We start from the raw sequence: 19,940 nt of genomic DNA, 5'->3' as shown, positions 1-19,940 counted from the left end.
TCACCGCTGGAGCCACTTCACCTCGTACGCCTTCATCTCGAACCGCTTGCCGTCGACCTGCGCGCTGATCGTCCGGTCGAGGGTGTTGACCACCAGGACGGTCCGGTCGGTGGCCAGGACACGGAGGTCCGGCACGTCGTCCGGGGCGACCGGGACCGTTTCGAACCCGGCGCCTGGCCCGAACGCCCGGCCGAAGCGGGACACCAGGCCGTACATGGGCAGGGCCTGTCCGCCGCCGGCGGCGGCCGTGGGCGTCCACAGGCAGCCGGGGCAGCCGGCGCCCTTCTCCTCCTCGGGGTTCCAGTAGAAGCCCGAGGAGGCGCCGCCCCTGACCATGGCGATCATTCCGGCGGCCTGGACGGCGACGCGGTGCTGCTCGGTCCAGCCCTTGCGGTCGTCGTGGCCGTCGGCGGGCTCGACGTAGTACTCGGCCCACCACAGCGGCAGGCCGTGGGTCTGCCGCCGCACCCAGCGGCCGACGGCCGTGAGCTTGTCGGTGGCCGCGAACTCGTCGGGCAGCAGCTCGTCGTCCTTGGTGTAGCTGGAGCCGTCGACGACCACGAAGTCGGCGCCCGCCTTGTGGGTGTTCCAGTACGTGAAGGCGTCCAGGACCCGCTGGTCCATGGCGCCCCAGGGGCCGCGCAGGGAGGCCGACGCGTCGTCCTTCTGACGCGGGCCGACGCTGTCCATGACCAGATAGGGGCCGCCCACCATGATCCTCGGGTTCACCCGCTTGAGGGCCCGGTACACCTGGTTGTAGAGCTCGGTGTAACCCTCGTAGTCCCAGCGGCCCTCGGCGTCGTTCCAGAAGCCCTTGAACTCGTTCCAGACGATGAAGTGGCTTACGTCCGGGTAGCGTTCGGCGACGGTCGCGGCGAGCGCGGCGAAGTCCCCGTAGTGGCCGGGCGTCGGCGCGGTCTCCAGGGCCGCCTGGCTCCAGTCGGTGTTGCCGGCGCCGGCCCGGCCCCCCTTCATCCAGTCCGGGGCGCAGCACAGGGTGATCACCGGGACGCCGCCGGAGGCGCGGACGAAGTCGACGCGCCGGTCGAGGGCGGCGAAGTCGTAACGTCCCTTCACCGGCTCGGGGTTGTCGGCGCCCCAGCCCATGATCGCCTGGTTCTGCGGCAGTCCGCCGCCCTGGGACAGCAGCCGCTCGACCCGGCCGGTCGCCGCCGCGCTGCCCTCGTCGGCGCTGAAGCGGGTGTGCGTGAAGCCCCAGCCGACGTAGGGCTCGCCGGCGTCGCGCGGGGTCGCCGGGGTGCCGTGCGCCCTGCCGCCGTCGCGTGTGGTGCCCTCGGTGCTCGCGCCGCCGGGCAGCGCGTTGAGCAGGGCCACCACCAGGGCCGCCAGGGCCGCGCCCACGCCCAGCAGCGCGGTGAGCCGCCACCGCCCCGCCCCCGAATTCCACCCATGACGTCCCATCAAGGACAACAGTAGGGGCGGAATCCACCCCTCGGACAGGGTTTGGGCAGGCTCGGCCGGCCGAGCCGCCGGGATCTCACCGGCATCTCACCGGGTGCGCCGTCCGACACGTGGGGCGCGGCCGGGAAACAGGGTGCGCGCGGCGGCCGGGTGACGGATCATGGCGGCATGCCCGCGAACCCGTACGACGCACTGCCGGTCCGGCTCAACGTGGACGACTCCGACTCGCCGTCCGACGTCGTCGACGCGCTGTTCCTCGGCCGCTTCGCGACGGGCGAGCAGCCGTACTCGCACGCGGTGAACATCGACCGCGTGCGCTCCGGCGCCACCCTGCTGCCCGAGGACGCCCGGGTGCTGCGCGTGGCCCGCGACGACGACCGCAGCGCGACCCTGGCCGAGGGCGACGGCTGGACGCTGCTGGTCTCCCGCTGGAACCGGGGCGCCGACGTCACGGTCACCGCGACCAGCGCCGACCTGGCCAAGCGGGTCCTCGACCGGGCCACCGACGGCGCGGCCGACGAACCCGAGCCCCAGCCGGAGAACGTGACGATGGGCTTCTGGTACGTCTCCCCCAGGCGCGGCCCGCACCGCACCACCCGCCAGATCTCCGCGGGCACCTGGGACGAGATCCGGGCCAACTACACCGCCCCGGTCGCGGACGCCATGGACCGCCTGATGAAGACGACGCCCGAGGACATCGCGGGCCGGCTGCTCCTGCTGCACGGCCCGCCGGGCACCGGCAAGACCTCGGCGCTGCGCACCCTGGCCCGCTCCTGGCGCGACTGGTGCCAGGTCGACTGCGTGCTGGACCCCGAGCGCCTGTTCAGCGACGTCGGCTATCTGATGGACATCGCGATCGGCGAGGAGGACGCAGCGGGCAAGGGCCGCTGGCGGCTGCTGCTGCTCGAGGACTGCGACGAGCTGATCCGCGGCGAGGCCAAGCACACGGCCGGCCAGGCGCTCTCACGGCTGCTCAACCTGACGGACGGCCTGCTCGGCCAGGGGCGCAACGTGCTGGTGGGCGTGACGACCAACGAGGACCTGGAGCGCCTGCACCCGGCGGTGGTCCGCCCGGGCCGCTGCCTGGCCCGCATCGAGGTGGGCCGGCTGACCCGCCGGGAGGCGGTCGGCTGGCTGGGCACCGAGGAGGGCGTCGGCCGCGACGGCGCGAGCCTGGCCGAGCTGTACGCGCTGCGCCGGGGCACCTCGCCGACGGCCCTGCCGGAGCCGCGCGAGGGCGCGGACGCGGGGCTGTACCTGTAGCGCGGCGGGTGGCGGGCGGCCGCGGGTGTTTTGATGGGCGTATGACCCTGTTCGTGGGGACGTCGGGCTGGCAGTACAAGGACTGGCAGGGCGTGCTGTACCCGCAGGGCTGTCCCACGCGGCTGTGGCTGGAGGAGTACGCGGGCGCGTTCGCCACGGTGGAGCTCAACAAGGCGTTCTACCGGCTGCCGGCGCGGGAGACCTTCGAGGCCTGGCGGGAGCGGGTGCCGCCGGACTTCACCGTCGCCGTCAAGGCGAGCCGCTTCCTGACCCACATCAAGCGGCTGAAGGAACCCGGGGAGCCGGTGCACCGCCTGATGACCCACGCGGCCGGCCTCGGCGACCGGCTCGGCCCGGTGCTGCTCCAGCTGCCGCCGACGCTGCGCGCCGATCCGGGGCTGCTGGACGCCTGCCTCGCCCGCTTCCCCGCGGGTGCCCGGGTGGCCGTCGAGCCGCGCCACGAGTCGTGGTGGACGCCCGAGGTGCGCGAGGTCCTCCGGGCGCGGGGCGCGGCCCTGTGCTGGGCGGACGCCCACGCCCGCCCGGTGACCCCGCTGTGGCGCACCGCCGGCTGGGGCTACGTCCGCTTCCACGTGGGCCGCGCCCGGGCGTGGCCGCACTACGGACGGCGGTCCCTGGAGACGTGGGTGGACCGCATCGCGACGGCGTATCCGGACGGGGCGGATGTGTTCGCGTACTTCAACAACGACCCGACGGGCGCGGCCGTGCGGGACGCCATGGTGTTCGCGGGGGCGGCGCGCAGGGCGGGCCTGGCGGTGACGCGGACGCCCAGGCGGCTGCCGGCCGTGCCGTGAGCGCCCGCGAGCCCCTGTGAGCGGCCGGTCAGCCACCGTAGGCCGCGCGCAGGGCGTCCCGTACGGCGGACAGGGCGGCCTCCTCGCCCAGTCCGAGTCTGCGCACCCGCTCGGCGTAGGCCTGCGCCGCGGTGGCCGCCTCCCGTTCGGCAGCGGAGCCGGCCGCGGCCACGAACGTCCCGTTGCGGCCGCGCGTCTCGATCACCCCGTCCGTCTCCAGCGCCCGGTAGGCCTTGGCCACGGTGTTCGCGGCGAGGCCGAGCGACTCCGCCAGGCCCCGCACCGTGGGCAGCCGGTGGCCCACCGGCAGCTCGCCCGACCGCGCCTGTTCGGAGATCTGCGCGCGCACCTGCTCGTAGGGCGGTGCGCCCTCCTCGATGTGGATCTTCAAGGTCACGGGGTGATTGTCCCGCACCGGTCCCGCGCCCGCGGAAAATGGGAGGCGCGTTGTCCCTCGCCGCCGTAGCGTGCGCCTCCATGACTGTGATCGTCCGCGACCTTCGTCCCGACGCGCGGGCCGACCTCGAGGGCTTCGCCCGCGTGCGGCACCGCGCGCTGCCCTTCCTGCTGGTCACCGCCGAGTCCCTGACCCACGACCTCACGCGTATGCACCCCGACGCCCACTACCGTCCGCTGATCGCCGTGGCCGACGGCGAGGTGATCGGCACGGCGCAGGTGCACCTGACGCACGAGAGCCCCGAGCCCGGCCAGGGCAACGTCAACGTGTACGTGGACCCCCGCCACACGCGGCGCGGCGCGGGCACGCTGCTGGTGCGGGCCGCCGAGGAGCACCTGTCGGCGCACGGGGCGAGGCGGTTGTTCGCCTGGGTGCTGGACGAGCCGGGCAACCGCGCCTTCGCCGAACTGCACGGCTACCGCGCCAGCCGCTCCGCCCACTTCCTGCGCCTGGACCTCGCGGACGGCGCCCTGCCCCCGCTCGCGCCCCCGCCGCCGGGTGTGGAGCTGCGCCGGGGCTCGGACTTCGCGGCCGACCCGCGCCCGCTGTTCGAGCTGGACGCGGAGACGACGGCGGACGAACCGAGCGACGTGGACACCGAGTTCAGCGACTACGAGGCCTGGCTGGAGGAGACCTGGCGGCACCCGCTGTTCAGCCCCGAGCTGACCTCCGTGGCGCTGGTCGACGGCCGCCCCGCCGCCTTCTCGGCCGCCCGCACCGACGGCGGCACCCGGTACGGCACGGTCATGACGGGCACCGCCCGCGCCTTCCGAGGCCGGGGCCTGGCCAAGCTCGCCAAGAACGACTCGCTGCACCGCGCCCGCGCCGCCGGGTTCACCGAGGCGTTCACGGGCAACGACGCGGGCAACGGGCCGATGCTGGCGATCAACGAGTGGTTCGGGTACGAGGTCTGCGCGACGGAGGTGCGGTATGTCCGCGAACTCGGCTGAACCGGCCCCCGCGAGCGGCCTGGTGGACGTCGTCCTGGTCAAAGGCGGGCGTACGAAGATCAGTTACCCGGCCGAGCTGCTGGCCGACGACGGCACGCGGATCGCCGTCCGGGCGTCCTGGGCGGGCGGGGGCGTACGCGACTTCGGCTTCGTGCGCTTCGAACCGGGCGACGTCTTCACCGAGTACTACTGGCGCGACCGGTGGTACTCTGTGAAGGAGGTCCGCGACGGGCGAGGGGCGCTCAAGGGCTGGTACTGCGACGTCACCCGGCCCGCCACGCGCGCCGGAGGGCGACTCGTCGTGGAGGACCTCGACCTGGACCTGTGGCGCTCCGCCGACGGCCGTGACGTACGCCGCCTGGACGAGGACGAGTTCGCCGAGAGCGGTCTGAGCCGCACCGATCCGCCGGCCGCCGCGGCCGCCCTGGCCGCCCTCGACGAACTGGAGGCGCTGGCCCGGGAGGGCGGCTTCGAGGCGCTGCTGGGCTGAACGCCCGCCTCGGAGCCGCCGACCGCCGTCGGACCGCCGTCGGACCGCCGGGAGTTCACACCCGCGCCACCACCGCGTACCGCTCGTCGTCCACCTCGCGGCCCCACAGCCGGGCGTCGGCCGACAGGCGGTCGAGGCGTGTGTCCCGCGCGAGGGGCGTGAGAAGAGTGAGAAGCCGGTCCGCGGGTATGCCGACCGGCGTGACGCTCCCCCAGACGCCCTCGACGAGGACGAGCCGCCCCTCGGGCCTCAGCAGCCCCCGCCAGTGCCTGAGCGCGCGGGCGGGGTCGGGCAGTGCCCACAGCACATGGCGGACCAGCACGGCGTCGAAGCGCTGCTCGCCCACCGGCGGGTGCGCCGCGTCGCCCGTCAGGAACACCGCGTCGCGGCCCGCGAGCTTCGCGCGGGCCCGCTCCACCATGGCCGGGGACAGGTCGACGCCGGTCACCCAGTGGCCCTGCTCGGCCGCGAGGAGCGAGAGGCTGCCCGTGCCGCAGCCGAGGTCGAGTATCTCGGCGGGGCGGCCGGGCAGCCAGCCGCGCAGCCGCTCGGCCCAGGCGGCCCGCACTCCGGGATCGCGCAGCCCGTGATCCGGCTCGTCGTCGAAGACGGCGGCCTGCGCGTCCCAGTCCACCGGGGCACCCGCCACGGTCCCGTCACCATCGGTTGCCATGCCTTCACTCATGCGTCCCAGAGTGACACCCGCCACTGACAACCGATTGGTGACCGCGGCCACAGACAGACCCGCACCGATGAGGAACTCTCGCCCGCAAGGTCTACCTCCGTGAGAACACGGAACCCGGTAGGCACGAAGGAGGCAGCCATGCGCCGTATGACAGTGCGGAAGCCCCTGAGGAAGACGGACACGCGCCGGGTCCGTGAGGAAGCCGACGAACGTCCCGCCGGACGCCCCGAGGTGCGCAAGGACATCGCGCGCACCTGGTGGCCGGACGCATGACAGGCGCGGGTCGCGCGATGAGACCCTTCGACTTCGCCGCGTGAACGGGCGCAGCCTGAGCGCAGCCTCAGCCCGTCCTTAACGCGAGCATAAGGATCCCTCCCAACCGCCTCCAGCAGGCGATTTCACGGTCCGGTGGGGCTAGTTTCTGATCACCCCCACGGGATCCGGTCCGCGGCCCTGGCCCGCGCCGCCGGTTCCCCGTTCTCCCCGTTCGCGGACCGTTCCGAGGAGTTCCCCCATGCCCGCACGCCGTACGGCCGTCACGCTCGCCGCCCTCGGCCTGGCGCCGCTCGCCCTGACCGCGCTGGCCGCCGCGCCCGCGTCCGCGCACGGCACCATGGGCGACCCGGTCAGCCGGGTCGCCCAGTGCTACGCGGAGGGCCCCGAGAATCCGAGGTCGGCGGCGTGCCGGGCGGCGGTCGCGGCCGGCGGCACCCAGGCGCTCTACGACTGGAACGGCATCCGGATCGGCGACGCGAACGGACGGCACCAGCAGCTCGTACCGGACGGCAGGCTGTGCAGCGCGGGCAACGAGGAGTTCAAGGGCCTCGACCTGCCCCGCGCGGACTGGCCCGCGACCGCGGTGAGCAGCGGCCCGTACACCTTCAAGTACCGCGTGACCGCCCCGCACAAGGGCACCTTCGAGGTCTACCTCACCAAGCCGGGGTACGACCCGTCGAAGCCTCTGGCCTGGGCGGACCTGGACCTGGCGCACCCGGTCGCGACGGCCGTCGACCCGGTCGCCCAGGGCGGCTTCTACACGTTCTCCGGCACGCTCCCGGAGCGCACCGGCAAGCAGTTGCTGTACGCGGTGTGGCAGCGCTCGGACAGCCCGGAGGCCTTCTACTCCTGCTCGGACGTGACGTTCGGCGGCGGCAGCGGTGGCGGGGGCAACGGCGGCGCTGCCGGCGGCTCGTCGCCCGCGCCGGCCGCGTCCGCGCCGACCGAGCGGCAGATCGAGGACGGCGCGGGACGGTCGACGGTCGAGCACCACGGCCACGGTGACGCCGACGCCCGTACGACCGGGGACCCGGCGAGGGGGGCGGCCGCGTCCCCGGCGACGGAGCACACGGCGGAACACGCGGCGGAACACGCGGCGCGGGGCGGCGCCTCCACGTCGGCCGCGGCCCCCGCCGCAGGCCGGCCGAAGGCCGACGGCGCCTCCGGGAGCCTCGCCGAGACCGGCGGCGACGGCAGCGCCCCGTACGTCGCGGTCGGCGGCGCGGCCGCCCTGGCGCTGGGCTCCGCGGCCCTGTTCGCCTCGGTGCGCCGGCGCGCGAACGGCGCCGGCGGCAGGCACGGCCGCTGAGGCGGCCGCACCCGAACGCGGGGCCTGTCCGGCGGCTCAGGCCGGACAGGCCCCGAAACGCACGTCAGCTGAAGACGGACGCGCAGGTGGTGGCGGTGGCGTGGGCCGGGTCGAGCGCGTTGGCCACCTCGTGGAAGGCGATCCGGTCGAGCAGTGCGATCGCCACGTGCTCGGACAGGTCGAGCGGGCACAGGTCCTGCAACAGCACGTTGTGGACGTCGGATCCGCTGAGGTACTGGCTGCGCCAGGGCGTGGCGACCTCGTCGTACTTGGTGGCGATGACCGTGTAGTGCACCCCGGGCACGGTGTCGCCGCCGTCGTTGAGCTTGGTGAGGAAGGCGGACCCGGGGATCTGGTCGGCGAGGCCGGGGGTGGCGGCGGAGATGAGGTCCCCGGCGCCGGGGAAGTACGGCAGCAGGTTGGTCAGGCCGCTGAGGGTGGCGCCGTGGTTGTCGGGCGCGATGCCGACGAGGGAGTTCACCTTGGCGTCCCCGCCGAGGAACTTCAGGTAGTAGCGGGGCATCATGCCGCCCTGCGAGTGGCCGACGAGGTCGGCCTTGCCGGCTCCGGTGGCGGCGAGCACCTTGTCGACGAAGTCGGACAGCTGCGCGGCCGACTTGTCGATGGGGCCGAGGCCGTGGAAGAGCGGGACGCCCTGCAACTGGCCGTAGTCCAGGGAGAAGACGCAGTACCCGCGGTGCTCCAGGTAGGGGGCGAGGGAGAGCCAGTTGTCCACGGAGTTGCCGAGGGTGCCGTGGACGAGGACGACGGGGCGGGGGTGGGCGGCGGAGGGCTTGCAGCTGTAGTCGTTCCAGCCCGAGGTGGGGGCGTCCGAGGCGGTGGCGGTGGCGGCCGGGACGGTGGCGACGGCGGCGGCCAGGAGCAGGGCGGCCAGCGGTCTGAGGACGCGCTTGATGGGCAGCATCGTGTGATCTCCTTGCGGCTCAAGGGAGGTGCGACGGCACGGGGCCCTGTGATCCGGATCACGAGGATGCTGTTCACTCGCCAAGTTACGGGCGAGTAGTGGAAGTGTGAAGTTACGGGTCAGTAAAAAACTTCCAGTGGTAACCGGGGGCTGTGATAGTGACTCTGACGAAACGTCACCAGGCGGGTCGCACGGGCCCATAGGGCGCGATCCGCCCCAACAGCCTCCCCAGTTCCCGTACTTCCGCCTCACCGGCGACGGCGCCCCACGCCCGCACGGCCTCCGCGGCCGCCTCCTCCGCAGCGCGCGTGCAGGCCCACCCCCGCTCGGTCAGCACGATCAGCCGCGCCCGCGCGTCGTCGGGATGCGGCCGCCGCTCGGCGTAGCCCTTGCGCACGATCTCGTCCACGAGCTGGCTGGCGGCCTGCTTGGTGACGCCGAGGTGGGCGGCGAGCTCGGTGACCGTCGCGCCACCGGGGGCCAGCCGCGCGAACGCGAACCCGTGCGCCGGCCTGACCCCCTCGAACCCTCGCGCCACGACCCCGTCGTGAATGCGATGGGTGAGCTCACCGGCAACGGCGAGCAGGGCTGCGGACAGGGCCATGGCCTCGGAGTTCTGCACGAGGGCATTGAAACACCCTTGACGTATCGGTCAAGCGGCTTGACCATAGTGGCGAGCAGGATAGTCAAGCAGCTTGACCATCATCCACCGGAGGAGACCCATGCCTATCGTCCGCCCGTCCGAAGCCGTGACCCACGAGATGCACGGCGCCCGCTTCGTCTCGTACGCCGCCGCGCGTACCGGCGCGCGTGAACTGGCCGCCTGGCGCGGCGAGATCCCCGGGGGCACCAGGGCGCCCGCCCACACCGTCAGCCACGAGGAGATCTTCCATCTGCTCGAGGGCGAGCTGCTGGTCACCCTCGACGGCCGCACCGAGCGGATCACCCCGGGCGACGCGGTGATCGTCGGCCCCGGCACGCTGTTCGCCGTGGAGAACCCCACGGACCGCACCGCCGTCTCCTGGGTGACCACGTCCCTGGGGCTTCAGGCCCGCCTGGAGGACGGCACCCGGATCACCCCTCCGTGGGCCGGCTGAGGGTCAGGCGGCCAGCGTGCCCGGGATCACCGCACGGGGGCCGAACCTGGCCCGCGCGCGGTCGGCGACCTCCTCCAGGCGGCGGAGCTTCTCGTCCACGGGGTCGAAGGTGAGCTGGTGGGAGGCCTGTTCGGCGGGGGACAGGCCCTCGGCGCGCAGGGCGATGGCGCGGACCCGGGCGCGCTGGAGGCCCAGGGCCTCGTACATCGCGTACGCGGTCCCGGTGAGCGCGGCCGAGTGGGCGGTCGGCTCCGCGAGGGTGCGGCTGCGGGTGGTGGCGGACCGGTCGGCGTAGCGCACGGTGAGGGTCAGGGTGCGGCACACCTTGCCGACGGCGCGCAGCCGGGCGCCCAGCTCCTCCGCGGCCGACAGCAGCGCCCCGCGGTGACGGCCTGGGTCCAGTTCGTCGCGGTCGAAGGGGCGTTCGGCGGCCAGGGACCTGGAGACGCCGTTGGGGACGACCCGGCCGCGGTCGACGCCGCCCGCCTTCTCGCGCAGTTCGCGGCCGGCCCGCGCGCCGACCAGGCGCTGGAGCGTGGACAGGGGTGCGGCGGCGACCCGGCCGAGCGTGTCCAGGCCGTACTCGTCCAGGGTGCGGCCCGTCGCCGTGCCGACGCCGGGCAGCGCGGTGACCGGCAGCCCGGCGAGGAACCCCGCGATGGCGTCCGGGTCGTCCGGCACCGCGCGGGTCAGCCCGGGGCGGGCGCCGCGCAGGGCCATGCGGGCCAGCATCGGGCCCGGCCCGGCGCCGATCGCGCAGTCGACGCCGTGCAGCGCGAGGGCGCGGACCCGGATCACCGACGCCAGTTCGACCGCGTCCCGTCCGAAGTACCGTTCGGCGCCGCGCAGATCGGCCAGCGCCCCGTCCGGCGGCAGCGCCTCGACCACCGGGGTGAACTCCTCCAGGAGCCCGAGCAGCCCCGGCAGGGCCGCCTCGCTCTCCGGCGGCAGCTGGAAACGTACGCAGAGGATGGTCATCCCGCACTCCCCGGACTCTGGTGCCACAACTTCCTTCCGCTCGCGGGCCCTTCGCCCGCGGGCCGCAGATCCGCCCATGGGTGCATCTCGTAGCCGGTGGGCATGCGGATGCTGCGGGCGCGGGCGTCCTCCATCGGGTCCCGCGCCGCCGAGCCGGCCGGGGCGGGCAGGCCGTCGGAACCGGCGAGCCTGGCCCGCCGCGCGCCCTCGCCGTCACCGCCCGCGCGCGCACCCGGTTCGCTGCCCGCTTCTCCGTCCGGCTCCCGTGGCGGTCCGCCCGGCCGGGCCAGCCGGGCCGCGACCTCCTCCAGGCCGCCCTCGGCGCGCAGTTCGGCCAGTTCGGCGAGGTTCCAGACGGCGGAGCCGACCACGCTGAGGCTGCGCGGGCCGCGCCGCTGCACCACTCCGCGCACCAGCAGCAGCCAGGAGTGGAAGACGGTGTGCGCGCAGGCGTCGTGGGAGTCGTCGAAGAAGGCGAGGTCGACCAGGCCGGTGCCGTCGTCGAGCGTGGAGAAGATGACCCGCCGGCCGGACCGGACCGGCGGGGTCTGCGTGGCCGCCTTGGCGCCCGCGACCAGCACGGTCTCCCCGTGCCGCGCCTCGCGCAGCCGGCGCGCGGAGACCACGCCCAGCTCGGCCAGGAACTCCCGGTGGTCGTCCATCAGGTTGCGTGAGGCGTCCATGGACAGCACGCCCAGTTCGGCGCTGAGCCGCTCGGCGTCGGTGAGGTCGGGCAGCCCGGCCGCGGCGGTCTTCCGGCCGCCGGCCAGGGGCAGTTGGCCGCCGCCCGCGCCCCGGCCGCCGCGGTGCAGCTCGGTCAGGTGCAGTTGCAGGTCGCGGCGGTTGGCGCCGAACGCGTCCAGCGCGCCCACCTGGGCGAGCCGTCCGGCGACGGGCCGGCTCGGCCGGGCCCGCTCCCAGAAGTCCAGCAGCGAAGCGTAGGGCTGTCCGTCCGCGATCCGCGCCGCCTCGGCCTCGCTGATCCCGTGCACGTCGCAGAGCGCCAACCGCAGCCCCCATTCCTTCGATTCAGACACCAGTTCGATACGGTGGGCGACTCCCGACTTGTTCACGTCCAGCGGCAGGATCGGCACCCCGCGCCGCCGCGCGTCCGCCAGCAGCAGCCGCTTGGGGTACATCCCGGGGTCGTGCGTGAGCAGCCCCGCGTAGAAGGCGGCCGGGTGATGGGCCTTCAGCCAGGCCGACTGGTACGTCGGCACGGCGAAGGCCACCGCGTGCGCCTTGCAGAAGCCGTACGAACCGAAGGCCTCGACGATCTCCCAGGTGCGGCGAATCGTTTCCGCGTCGTACCCCCTGGCCGCCGCGTGCTGCGCGAACCACACCTTGATCCGCCCCTGCGACTCCGGGTCGGACAGCCCGCGCCGCACCCGGTCGGCCTCGTCGCGCCCGCAGCCGGTCATGAGGTGCACGATGTGGATGATCTGCTCGTGGAAGACGACGACGCCGTACGTCTCCCGCAGCGGCTCCTCCAGGTCCGGGTGCGGATAGCGCACCGGCGCCCGCCCGTGCCGGGCCTCGATGAACGGCCGCACCATGTCGGCGGCGACCGGCCCGGGCCGGAACAGCGAGATGTCGACCACCAGGTCGTGGAAGGTGGCCGGCTGGAGCCGCCCCACCAGGTCCCGCTGGCCCGGCGACTCGATCTGGAAGCAGCCGAGGGTCTCGGCCGAGCGGATCAGCCCGTACGTCGCCGGGTCGCCCTCGGGCACCGCGTCCAGGTCGATCCGCTCCCCCGTGGTCCGCTCCACCTCCGCGACCGCGTGGGCCATCGCCGACTGCATCCGCACGCCCAGCACGTCCAGCTTGAGCAGCCCGAGGTCCTCCACGTCGTCCTTGTCGAACTGGGACATGGGAAAGCCCTCGCCGCTGGTGGGCATGACCGGCGTACGGGAGAGCAGGGAGGCGTCGGAGAGCAGCACCCCGCACGGGTGCATGGCGACCCCGCGCGGGAGGGCGTCCAGCGCCTCGACCAGCTCCCAGAGCCTGCCGTACCGCTCCTTCTCCCCCGCCAGCGCCCTGAGTTCGGGCAGCTCGTCGAGGGCCGCGCGGGCGTCGCGGGCGCGGATGTGCGGGAAGGACTTGGCGATCCGGTCGATCTCGGCGGGGTCCATGGACAGCGCGGCGCCCACGTCCCGGATGGCGTGCCGCACCCGGTACGTCTCCGGCATGGCGACCGTGGCGACCCGCTCGGTGCCGAACCGGCCGATGATCGCGCGGTAGACCTCCAGGCGGCGCGCGGACTCCACGTCGACGTCGATGTCGGGCAGGACCGTCCGCCGCTTGGACAGGAACCGCTCCATCAGCAGCCCGTGCTCGACCGGGTCGGCGTGGGCGATGCCGAGGAGGTGGTTGACGAGGGAGCCCGCGCCGGAGCCGCGGGCCGCGACCCGGATGCCCATCCTCCGCACGTCGTCCACGACCTGGGCGACGGTGAGGAAGTAGGAGGCGAAGCCGTGGTGGGCGATGATGTCCAGCTCGTGGTGCATCCGCTCCCAGTAGTCGCGCCGGCCCGCGTAGCCGCGCAGCACCATGCCCGCCGCCGCCCGGGAGGCGAGCGTGCGCTGGGCGGTGCGGCGGGCGGCGCCGACCAGGTGCGGCTCGGGGAAGTGGACGGTGCCCATGCCGAGGTCGTCCTCGGGGTCGACCAGGCACTCGGCGGCCGTGGCGCGGGTCTGCTCCAGCAGCCGGTGGGCGGCCTCGCGCCGGAAGCCCGCGGCCTCGACGATCCGCTCGGCCGCGCGCAGCATGGCGGCCGGGTCCTTCAGCCACGCCTCGCCGGAGTCCAGTTCCTTGGTGGTGTCGACGGGGACCAGCCGGCGGGCGGCGTCCAGGATGTCGGCGACCGGGCCCTGGCCGGGGTCGGCGTAGCGGACGGCGTTGGTGAGCACCGGCCGCACCCGCTGCTCGGCGGCGAAGCCCACGGTGCGGGCGGCCAGGCGCAGCGAGCCGGGCCCGGTGCCCTCGCGGCCGTGCCAGACGGCCTCCAGGCGCAGCGCGTCGCCGTAGACCTCGCGCCAGGGGGCGAGGAGCCGCGCGGCCCGGTCGGGGCGGCCGGCGGCCAGTGCGCGGCCGACGTCGGAGGCGGGGCCGAGCAGCACGGTCAGGCCGTCGGCGTGGTTGTCGGACCGGCCGAGCAGTGGGGTGCCGGACGGGGACGCCCCCTGTCCGGGCGCGGACGAGGGCCCGGAGGCCGCGTGGGCGGCGCTGACCAGGCGGCACAGGTCGGCCCAGCCGCGGGCGCCGTCCCGGGCGAGGAAGGTGACGCGCGGGGTCGACTCGTCGATGAAGGCGCCGCCGCGCACCGGCGCCCGGCGCCGCTCCGCCCGCCCCGCGGACGCTCCCCGCCGCCCGGGCTCCCCGTCCCGTACGGGCTCGGGGCCGGCCACCGCCAGTTCCGCGCCGAACAGCGGGCGCACCCCGGCCGCCGCGCAGGCCTTGGCGAAGCGGACCGTGCCGGCGAGGGTGTCGCGGTCGGTGAGCGCGAGGGCGTCCATGCCCCGCTCGGCGGCGCGCTCGGCCAGCCGCTCCGGGTGCGAGGCGCCGTAGCGCAGGGAGAACCCGGAGACGGTGTGCAGATGCGTGAAGCCCGGCACCCGCAACCTCCCGCAGCCGTGAGCCCGCGACGGGCTCTCGAACATCAGTTCCCTACTCTCTCCTCCCCACCATACCCCCATCCCCGAACGTATGTACGACATCCGTTCGGGCGTGTCCCACCTGCGCAAACACCGCCCGCCACGCAGCGTGAAGGGCATGACACACCCCCACGCCCACCGACGCCTCAGCCCCTTCCGCGAGGAGGTGAGTGACCGTCACCCCGCGGGCCACGCTGCTCGTGATCGGCGTGGTCGTGCTCCAGCTGCTGTTCATCGCCTCCTACGTGGGCGCGCTGCACAAGCCGCGCCCCAGGGACGTGCCCTTCGGCGTGGTCGCGCCGCAGGCGGCCGCGCGGACCGTGGCCCGGCTGGAGCGGCTGCCCGGCTCGCCCCTGGACCCGCGCGAGGTGGCCGGGGAGGCGGCGGCCCGCCGACAGATCCTGCACCGGGACGTCGACGGCGCCCTGCTGGTGGACCCGGCCGGCACCACCGACACCCTGCTGGTCGCCTCCGGCGGCGGCACCGTCCTCGCCACCGCCCTGGAGAACCTGCTCACCGCCGTGGAGCGCACCGAGCGGCGGACGGTGCGCACGGTCGACGTGGCCCCGGCCTCCCCCGGCGACTTCGACGGGCTGTCGTCCTTCTACCTGGTCGTGGGCTGGAGCGTCGGCGGGTACCTGTGCGCCTCGATCCTCGCCGTCAGCGCCGGGGCACGGCCCGCCAACCCGCGCCGCGCGGCGATCCGGCTGGGTGCGATGGCGCTGGTCGCGGCCGTCGGCGGGCTGGGCGGCGCGGTCATCGTGGGGCCGGTCCTCGGCGCGCTGCCGGGCGGGGTGCTCCAGCTGTGGGGGCTCGGGGCGCTGGTCACCTTCGCGGTGGGCGCCGCCACCCTGGCCCTCCAGGGGATCTTCGGCATCGTCGGCATCGGCCTGGCGATCCTGCTGGTGGTGATCGCGGGCAACCCGAGCGCGGGCGGCGCCTTCCCGCTGCCGATGCTGCCGCCGTTCTGGCGGGCGATCGGCCCGGCGCTGCCACCGGGCGCGGGCACCTGGGCGGCCCGCTCGATCGCGTACTTCCGGAGCAACGCCCTGACGTCCTCCCTGCTGGTGCTGGCGGCCTGGGCGGCCGCCGGGGTGGTCCTGACCCTGCTGGCGGCGGCCCTGCGGCAGAAACGGCAGCGGCGGGAACGCGAAGGGGGGCAGGGGGAACTCGGACAGGAGCGGCCGTACGAGCCGGAGCCCACCGGGGACGGCGCCGGCGGCCGGCCCGACGAGCCCGCCCCTCGCGCCGCCGGCGGCCGGCCCAGGAACGACACCTTCACCGACCCGGACCGCGCCGGCTGACCGGCGCGCGAAGGCCCGGCGCGCGAAGGCCCGGCGCGCGAAGGCCCGGCGCGCGAAGGCCCGGCGCGCGAAGGCCCCGCCCTCTCGTGCGCTCACGCGCGAGGGCGGGGCCTTCACGGATCCCGGAGGATCCCGTGGGGGGTGCCTGTGTTCTCGGGAACGTTCAGTGGCGGGCGGGTTCAGCCGATCCGGCTCCCGGTCGCCGAGAGCGCCGCGGTGACTGGCTGGAAGAAGGTCTCGCCGCCGGAGGTGCAGTCGCCGCTTCCGCCGGAGGTCAGGCCGATCGCGGTGTCGCCGTCGAACAGCGAGCCGCCGCTGTCGCCCGGCTCGGCGCACACGTCGGTCTGGATGAGCCCGCTGACCGTGCCCTCGGAGTAGTTCACGGTGGCGTCGAGGCCGGTGACCGTGCCGCTGTGCACATGGGTGGTCGAGCCGCTGCGGGTGACGTGCTCGCCGACGGTCGCCTCGCCCGCCTTGGTGATCTGCTGGGAGGAGCCGTCGTAGAGGTCGACCGCGCTCGGGTGGTCGACGTCCGCGGTGTACTTGACCAGGCCGAAGTCGGTGCCCGGGAAGCTGGACCGCTCGTTGGCGCCGATCACCTGGCCGCTGGGGTCGGACCAGGTGGAGATGGCCTGGGTGCAGTGCCCGGCCGTGAGGAAGTACGGCTGCCCGTCCTTGACCACGTTGAACCCGAGCGAGCAGCGCCCGCCGGAGCCGGTGATGGCGTCGCCGCCTGCGACGAAGGGCTTGAACTGCCCCTTGGAACGCTTGAGTTCGGCCTTGGCGCCGAGCCGGCCGACGACCTCGGACAGCTTGGCCCACTGCCCCTTGGAGACCGTCCTGTCCGCTGTGACGACGACCTTGTTGGTGACGGGGTCGGTCGCCCACGAGGTGCCGGGGATGGCCGCGTCCTTCTTCAACGTGGTACGGGCGCCCTCGAGTTCGGCGAGGGAGTTCGCCACGACTCTCGCCCTGGCCCCGGCCCGCTCCACCGCCTTGGCCGCGCTCTGGTCGAGCACGTCGACCACCAGGCTCCTGGCCCGCGCGTCATAGTACGTGCCCGCCGCGTCGGCGCCGAGGTCCTTCAGCAGGGCCGAGGCGAGCTTTCCGGCCGCGGGGGCGGACAGGACGCGGGCCGTGGGGGCCTTGGCGGGCTCACTGGCGTTCGCACTCTGGAAGGTGAGACCGGCGGCGACGAGGGCGGCGATTCCCGCGCCCGCCACGGCCACACGGCGCCGGGGTATGCGTCGGTGCTTCAACTTGCTTCCTCCTGTGGGGGACCGGTCCGGGAGGTTGTGGGGACCTCACGGGCCGGAAGGCGGTTGAACGGCGCCTACTATTCCGATGCCCGCCAGGAGCACACAAGGTCGAGTTCTGGACGCCCGTACGTCAACCGGCGTACGCCCCCTATGCCTTGAGCGTACGAGGTCACCAAGGCCGCGTTCGCACTGCAAACACCCCGTGCGAGCGACCGGTCAACAGTCCGTGAGGTCTGGTCCTGTCCTGAAACCGGCCCCCGGCCGGGCGAGGGAAAGCCCCCGCACGCTGGGTCGCGTGCGGGGGCACCGATGCCGGCTCCGGCTTCCCGGCCGTGCGCGCGGCGGCCGGGTTCCCTCCGGGACGTCAGTAGACGTGGACCCCGTAGGCGCTCAGTGCCTCGGTGACCGGCTGGAAGAAGGTCGTGCCGCCGGAGGTGCAGTCGCCGCTGCCGCCGGAGGTCAGGCCGTAGGCGATGCCGCTGTTGGAGTACAGCGGGCCGCCGGAGTCGCCGGGCTCGGCGCAGACCGTGGTCTGGATGAGGCCGTAGACGACGTCGCCGCCGCCGTAGTTGACCGTGGCGTTGAGCGCGGTGACGCGGCCGCTGTGGATGCCGGTGGTGGAGCCCCGGCGGTAGACGGTGGTGCCGACCGACGGGGTGGCCGCGCTCTTGATGTCCACGCTGCCCACGGCGCCCGACTTGGTCACCGAGCTGTTGGTGTAGCGCACGATGCCGTAGTCGTTGCCGGGGAAGGAGGAGCCGGCGGTGGTGCCGAGCGTGGTCGAGTGCGAGGAGTTCGACCACCAGGTGCCGGCGCCGTCGGTGCAGTGACCGGCGGTCAGGAAGTAGTAGTTGCCGCTGGAGTCCTGGACGTTGAAGCCCAGCGAGCAGCGCCAGCTACTCGCATAGATGGCGTCGCCGCCGGAGATCAGCTTGTTGAACCTGCCCGGTGTGTGCTTGATGGTCAGGGCACCGGAGTTGGTCCCCGCCTGCCGCTTGATCCGGGCGATCTCCGCCTGGGAGACCCGGCTGTCGACGGTGACGACGACCCGGTTGGTCTTGCTGTCCACCGCCCAGGCGGTGCCCGGGATGTCGGCCTTGAGCACCGAGTCGCTCGCCTTGGTGAGCTGGGCGGCGCTGAAGGTTCCGGTGTCGGACGCGTTCGCGCTGGGGATCGCGAACGAGGCGGCGGCAACCAGGCCGGTGGCCACGGCGATCAGCCGGGTCCGTCTGGTGATGCCGCTGCGGGGGGTGGTGCGCTTGATCCTCACTTTTCGGTCCTCCACAAAGGAAGTCGGGGGCCCGCGTGGGGTCGGGGCCCGTGAGGCGCAGCCAGGGGGGCGCGCGTCCGGATTCCGGACAAGCCGTGCCCCTGACAAGCGCTGAGGGGGAGTATTCGGCCGAACGGCCGGTCGGCGCAAGGGTGCCTTTCGGCCGTGCGGGTCTGTGCGATCCGAGTGGTCTGTGTGCGATAAAGGTGCTTTGACGCTCCGTCAGTAGCCGGGAAGTCGCCTCAGAGCAGGGTGCGCTCCCCGGCCGGTATCGCCAGGCCTAGGGTGTTCCCGGGCGGCGGGAAGGGGCGGGCGAAGTGGCCGGCGAACGCGCACGGCGGCAGTTGCGCGCGGTTGAGGTCCACCGCGGTCAGCCCCTCGACGTCGGGAGCCCCGGCGTACCGGAAACGGAACCGGAAACCGCCGTCCTCGCTGGTGGCGTCGGCGGACACCGCCCACAGCGAGCCGTCCGGCCGCCGGGCCTCCCTCAGCGTCCGCCGCTCCCCGCCGAGTTCGCAGGCCGGCTCCCCGTCGAGGGCCGGGCCCCGGCCGCGCCCGGCCGCGTTCGGCACACGCACGGTACGGCTCTCCCGGTACGGCGCGAAGCGCCCCGGCACCGCCCGGTCCGGGTCGTACGCGGTGGCGGCGACGCCGCGGAACGTACGGCGCGCGGGGGCGCCGGGGTCGTAGTCGCGCACGCCCCACGCCCCTTCGCGGACCAGCACGACCAGCCGGCGTTCGCCCAGCGCCACCCGGGGGGAGGCCACCGGACCGGTGTCCGGCTCCAGCCGCACCCGGCCGGCGACGGGCCGGCCGTCGACGGTCGGCCCGTCCGTGGCGGCGGCGGTGAGCACGACCGCGCCGCCGTCGGCCGCCCAGGACCCGGGGATGTCCGGAATTCGACCGTCCGGATAGTCCGCGAGCCAGTGCGTGCCGGTCAGCGCGAGCGGGCCGCAGGGCGCCGGCACCGTTTCGGTGCGGCGCTCGTGCCACTGCTTCCACTGATCGGATGCGTCCGTCATGTGATCAACCCTTCCATGCGCGGCCGGGCGGCCAAACCGGGGCGCGAGCGCACTGGGGTGCCCCGGTACTGCGTGCGCGGTGCGCCCCTGTCGGCGCCGTCCGCGCGGCGGAGTCGGGCGGCGTCCGCCCGGGGATGGCGCTCCGGGCCCCAATCCCCCGTCCGGACGGCGGCCGGATGGCCCTGCGGGCCGGTCACGAGGCCGCTCCCCCCGGTGACGGCGTACCGTCCCGCGGGGCGGGCGAGCCCCGCGTGCTCGCGCAGGGTGCCGCCGACTGCAGGAGGTGCGGAACGGAACGCGGCGCCGGGGCAGGGCCACGGTGGCGTCGACCAGGCGCTCCAGGTCGCGGCGCGACTCGGTGGGCACTAGGTAGAGCCGTCGGCGGCCCGTCCTGGCGCCAGGTGGCGACCAGTTCGGCGCGGTCGACCGGGCCGCCCGGTACAACGCCCTCCGTGCGGTGGGTGTCCGGGCCCGCCCCGCCGTGGCCCCGCCCGGCCGCGAGCTCGCCGTCGCCCAGGCCTACGAGCAGGCTGACCAGCACCCGCGGGACACCGGAGTCACGGCCCGACTCGGCCACGCCCACGTGCAGTTGGCCCCGCAAGGTGCCCGCCTGCGTGAACCGGGCCGCGCGCATCAGCGCCACGTCGGCGTACCGTGCCGCCGCACTCCGAGCCGCATCGGTGGCGTCGGCCACGCGCACGGGATGGCCCTGCCCGGACCCGTGCTTCTGACCCGAGTCCCGTCCCAGTACGGCGAGTTCGGCGA

Annotated in this window: 19 protein-coding genes; 9 read left to right on the top strand and 10 right to left on the bottom strand. The window is 74.4% G+C overall.

Annotated features, from left to right (window positions below; genetic code table 11):
* Window positions 1-1,422 carry a glycoside hydrolase family protein gene (locus tag IE217_RS29530; RefSeq protein WP_190181017.1) on the bottom strand — a complete coding sequence of 474 codons (1,422 nt, stop codon included), beginning with the start codon at window positions 1,420-1,422 and terminating at the stop codon, window positions 1-3.
* 168 nt (window positions 1,423-1,590) lie between these two features.
* Here IE217_RS29530 and IE217_RS29525 point away from each other — a divergent pair, with 168 nt between their 5' ends.
* On the top strand, window positions 1,591-2,685 hold the full coding sequence (locus tag IE217_RS29525; protein ID WP_190181016.1) for a DUF5925 domain-containing protein: 1,095 nt from the start codon (window positions 1,591-1,593) through the stop codon (window positions 2,683-2,685).
* A gap of 41 nt (window positions 2,686-2,726) precedes the next feature.
* Entirely contained in the window at window positions 2,727-3,500 is a 774-nt protein-coding gene (locus IE217_RS29520) for a DUF72 domain-containing protein (protein WP_190181015.1), read from the top strand.
* A 28-nt stretch (window positions 3,501-3,528) separates the two neighbouring features.
* Here the strand turns inward: IE217_RS29520 and IE217_RS29515 are convergent, their stop codons facing one another.
* Window positions 3,529-3,897, bottom strand: coding sequence for a GntR family transcriptional regulator (locus tag IE217_RS29515; RefSeq protein ID WP_190181014.1), 369 nt, complete (start codon window positions 3,895-3,897; stop codon window positions 3,529-3,531).
* A gap of 80 nt (window positions 3,898-3,977) precedes the next feature.
* Here IE217_RS29515 and IE217_RS29510 point away from each other — a divergent pair, with 80 nt between their 5' ends.
* Both IE217_RS29510 and IE217_RS29505 read left to right on the top strand, forming a co-directional pair.
* Window positions 3,978-4,907: a GNAT family N-acetyltransferase gene (locus IE217_RS29510; RefSeq protein WP_190181013.1), complete on the top strand. Its 930-nt coding sequence runs from the start codon at window positions 3,978-3,980 to the stop codon at window positions 4,905-4,907.
* On the top strand, window positions 4,888-5,397 hold the full coding sequence (locus IE217_RS29505) for a ribonuclease FAU-1 family protein (protein WP_190181012.1): 510 nt from the start codon (window positions 4,888-4,890) through the stop codon (window positions 5,395-5,397). The genes IE217_RS29510 and IE217_RS29505 overlap by 20 nt, the downstream gene beginning before the upstream one ends.
* Window positions 5,398-5,452: 55 nt before the next feature.
* Here IE217_RS29505 and IE217_RS29500 read toward each other — a convergent pair whose 3' ends face one another.
* The gene (locus tag IE217_RS29500; RefSeq protein WP_229865690.1) at window positions 5,453-6,070 is read right to left on the bottom strand and encodes a class I SAM-dependent methyltransferase; all 618 of its coding nucleotides are present in this window, start codon (window positions 6,068-6,070) and stop codon (window positions 5,453-5,455) included.
* Between the two features lie 150 nt (window positions 6,071-6,220).
* On the opposite strand from IE217_RS29500, the gene IE217_RS35150 reads away from it, so the two are divergent.
* On the top strand, window positions 6,221-6,355 hold the full coding sequence (locus IE217_RS35150; RefSeq protein WP_268249184.1) for a hypothetical protein: 135 nt from the start codon (window positions 6,221-6,223) through the stop codon (window positions 6,353-6,355).
* A gap of 241 nt (window positions 6,356-6,596) precedes the next feature.
* Window positions 6,597-7,667 (top strand): lytic polysaccharide monooxygenase auxiliary activity family 9 protein, encoded by a 1,071-nt coding sequence (locus tag IE217_RS29495; protein WP_190181010.1) that lies wholly within the window; start codon window positions 6,597-6,599, stop codon window positions 7,665-7,667.
* Window positions 7,668-7,731: 64 nt separating this feature from the next.
* On the opposite strand, the gene IE217_RS29490 is transcribed toward IE217_RS29495, so the two are convergent.
* A complete protein-coding gene (locus tag IE217_RS29490) occupies window positions 7,732-8,592 on the bottom strand; it encodes an esterase/lipase family protein (protein ID WP_190181009.1) in 861 nt (286 codons plus the stop codon).
* 175 nt (window positions 8,593-8,767) lie between these two features.
* Window positions 8,768-9,214 carry a MarR family winged helix-turn-helix transcriptional regulator gene (locus IE217_RS29485; RefSeq protein ID WP_190181008.1) on the bottom strand — a complete coding sequence of 149 codons (447 nt, stop codon included), beginning with the start codon at window positions 9,212-9,214 and terminating at the stop codon, window positions 8,768-8,770.
* A gap of 100 nt (window positions 9,215-9,314) precedes the next feature.
* Here IE217_RS29485 and IE217_RS29480 point away from each other — a divergent pair, with 100 nt between their 5' ends.
* Complete coding sequence (locus IE217_RS29480) at window positions 9,315-9,689, top strand: cupin domain-containing protein (protein ID WP_190181007.1); 375 nt, start codon at window positions 9,315-9,317, stop codon at window positions 9,687-9,689.
* A gap of 3 nt (window positions 9,690-9,692) precedes the next feature.
* On the opposite strand, the gene IE217_RS29475 is transcribed toward IE217_RS29480, so the two are convergent.
* Both IE217_RS29475 and IE217_RS29470 read right to left on the bottom strand, forming a co-directional pair.
* Entirely contained in the window at window positions 9,693-10,667 is a 975-nt protein-coding gene (locus IE217_RS29475; RefSeq protein WP_190181006.1) for a DNA polymerase Y family protein, read from the bottom strand.
* The gene (locus IE217_RS29470) at window positions 10,664-14,281 is read right to left on the bottom strand and encodes a DNA polymerase III subunit alpha (protein WP_190181005.1); all 3,618 of its coding nucleotides are present in this window, start codon (window positions 14,279-14,281) and stop codon (window positions 10,664-10,666) included. Before IE217_RS29470 ends, IE217_RS29475 begins: the two co-directional genes overlap by 4 nt.
* Window positions 14,282-14,490: 209 nt before the next feature.
* Here IE217_RS29470 and IE217_RS29465 point away from each other — a divergent pair, with 209 nt between their 5' ends.
* The gene (locus tag IE217_RS29465; protein ID WP_229865689.1) at window positions 14,491-15,624 is read left to right on the top strand and encodes an ABC-2 transporter permease; all 1,134 of its coding nucleotides are present in this window, start codon (window positions 14,491-14,493) and stop codon (window positions 15,622-15,624) included.
* Between the two features lie 179 nt (window positions 15,625-15,803).
* Here IE217_RS29465 and IE217_RS29460 read toward each other — a convergent pair whose 3' ends face one another.
* The 3 genes from IE217_RS29460 to IE217_RS29450 form a co-directional block, all read right to left on the bottom strand.
* Window positions 15,804-16,883 (bottom strand): S1 family peptidase, encoded by a 1,080-nt coding sequence (locus IE217_RS29460; protein WP_190181004.1) that lies wholly within the window; start codon window positions 16,881-16,883, stop codon window positions 15,804-15,806.
* A 364-nt stretch (window positions 16,884-17,247) separates the two neighbouring features.
* Complete coding sequence (locus IE217_RS29455; protein WP_190181003.1) at window positions 17,248-18,153, bottom strand: S1 family peptidase; 906 nt, start codon at window positions 18,151-18,153, stop codon at window positions 17,248-17,250.
* A 242-nt stretch (window positions 18,154-18,395) separates the two neighbouring features.
* On the bottom strand, window positions 18,396-19,175 hold the full coding sequence (locus IE217_RS29450; protein WP_190181002.1) for a DUF1684 domain-containing protein: 780 nt from the start codon (window positions 19,173-19,175) through the stop codon (window positions 18,396-18,398).
* 457 nt (window positions 19,176-19,632) lie between these two features.
* Between IE217_RS29450 and IE217_RS34970 the strand changes: the two genes are divergently transcribed.
* Window positions 19,633-19,940: hypothetical protein (locus tag IE217_RS34970; RefSeq protein WP_229865687.1), on the top strand; the 308-nt coding region annotated here is incomplete at its 3' end.

Source organism: Streptomyces naganishii JCM 4654, from assembly GCF_014650575.1.
Lineage (GTDB): Bacteria > Actinomycetota > Actinomycetes > Streptomycetales > Streptomycetaceae > Streptomyces > Streptomyces naganishii.
Note: the sequence above shows the minus strand (reverse complement) of the source record. Positions and strands in the feature narration are given on the sequence as shown.

What these genes read in the sequence shown, in the direction of transcription:
- IE217_RS29530 (WP_190181017.1), bottom strand. Translation starts at nt 1,422, where the DNA reads ATGGGACGTCATGGGTGGAATTCGGGGGCGGGGCGGTGGCGGCTCACC.
- IE217_RS29525 (WP_190181016.1), top strand. Translation starts at nt 1,591, where the DNA reads ATGCCCGCGAACCCGTACGACGCACTGCCGGTCCGGCTCAACGTGGAC.
- IE217_RS29520 (WP_190181015.1), top strand. Translation starts at nt 2,727, where the DNA reads ATGACCCTGTTCGTGGGGACGTCGGGCTGGCAGTACAAGGACTGGCAG.
- IE217_RS29510 (WP_190181013.1), top strand. Translation starts at nt 3,978, where the DNA reads ATGACTGTGATCGTCCGCGACCTTCGTCCCGACGCGCGGGCCGACCTC.
- IE217_RS29505 (WP_190181012.1), top strand. Translation starts at nt 4,888, where the DNA reads ATGTCCGCGAACTCGGCTGAACCGGCCCCCGCGAGCGGCCTGGTGGAC.
- IE217_RS29500 (WP_229865690.1), bottom strand. Translation starts at nt 6,070, where the DNA reads ATGGCAACCGATGGTGACGGGACCGTGGCGGGTGCCCCGGTGGACTGG.
- IE217_RS35150 (WP_268249184.1), top strand. Translation starts at nt 6,221, where the DNA reads ATGCGCCGTATGACAGTGCGGAAGCCCCTGAGGAAGACGGACACGCGC.
- IE217_RS29495 (WP_190181010.1), top strand. Translation starts at nt 6,597, where the DNA reads ATGCCCGCACGCCGTACGGCCGTCACGCTCGCCGCCCTCGGCCTGGCG.
- IE217_RS29490 (WP_190181009.1), bottom strand. Translation starts at nt 8,592, where the DNA reads ATGCTGCCCATCAAGCGCGTCCTCAGACCGCTGGCCGCCCTGCTCCTG.
- IE217_RS29480 (WP_190181007.1), top strand. Translation starts at nt 9,315, where the DNA reads ATGCCTATCGTCCGCCCGTCCGAAGCCGTGACCCACGAGATGCACGGC.
- IE217_RS29475 (WP_190181006.1), bottom strand. Translation starts at nt 10,667, where the DNA reads ATGACCATCCTCTGCGTACGTTTCCAGCTGCCGCCGGAGAGCGAGGCG.
- IE217_RS29450 (WP_190181002.1), bottom strand. Translation starts at nt 19,175, where the DNA reads ATGACGGACGCATCCGATCAGTGGAAGCAGTGGCACGAGCGCCGCACC.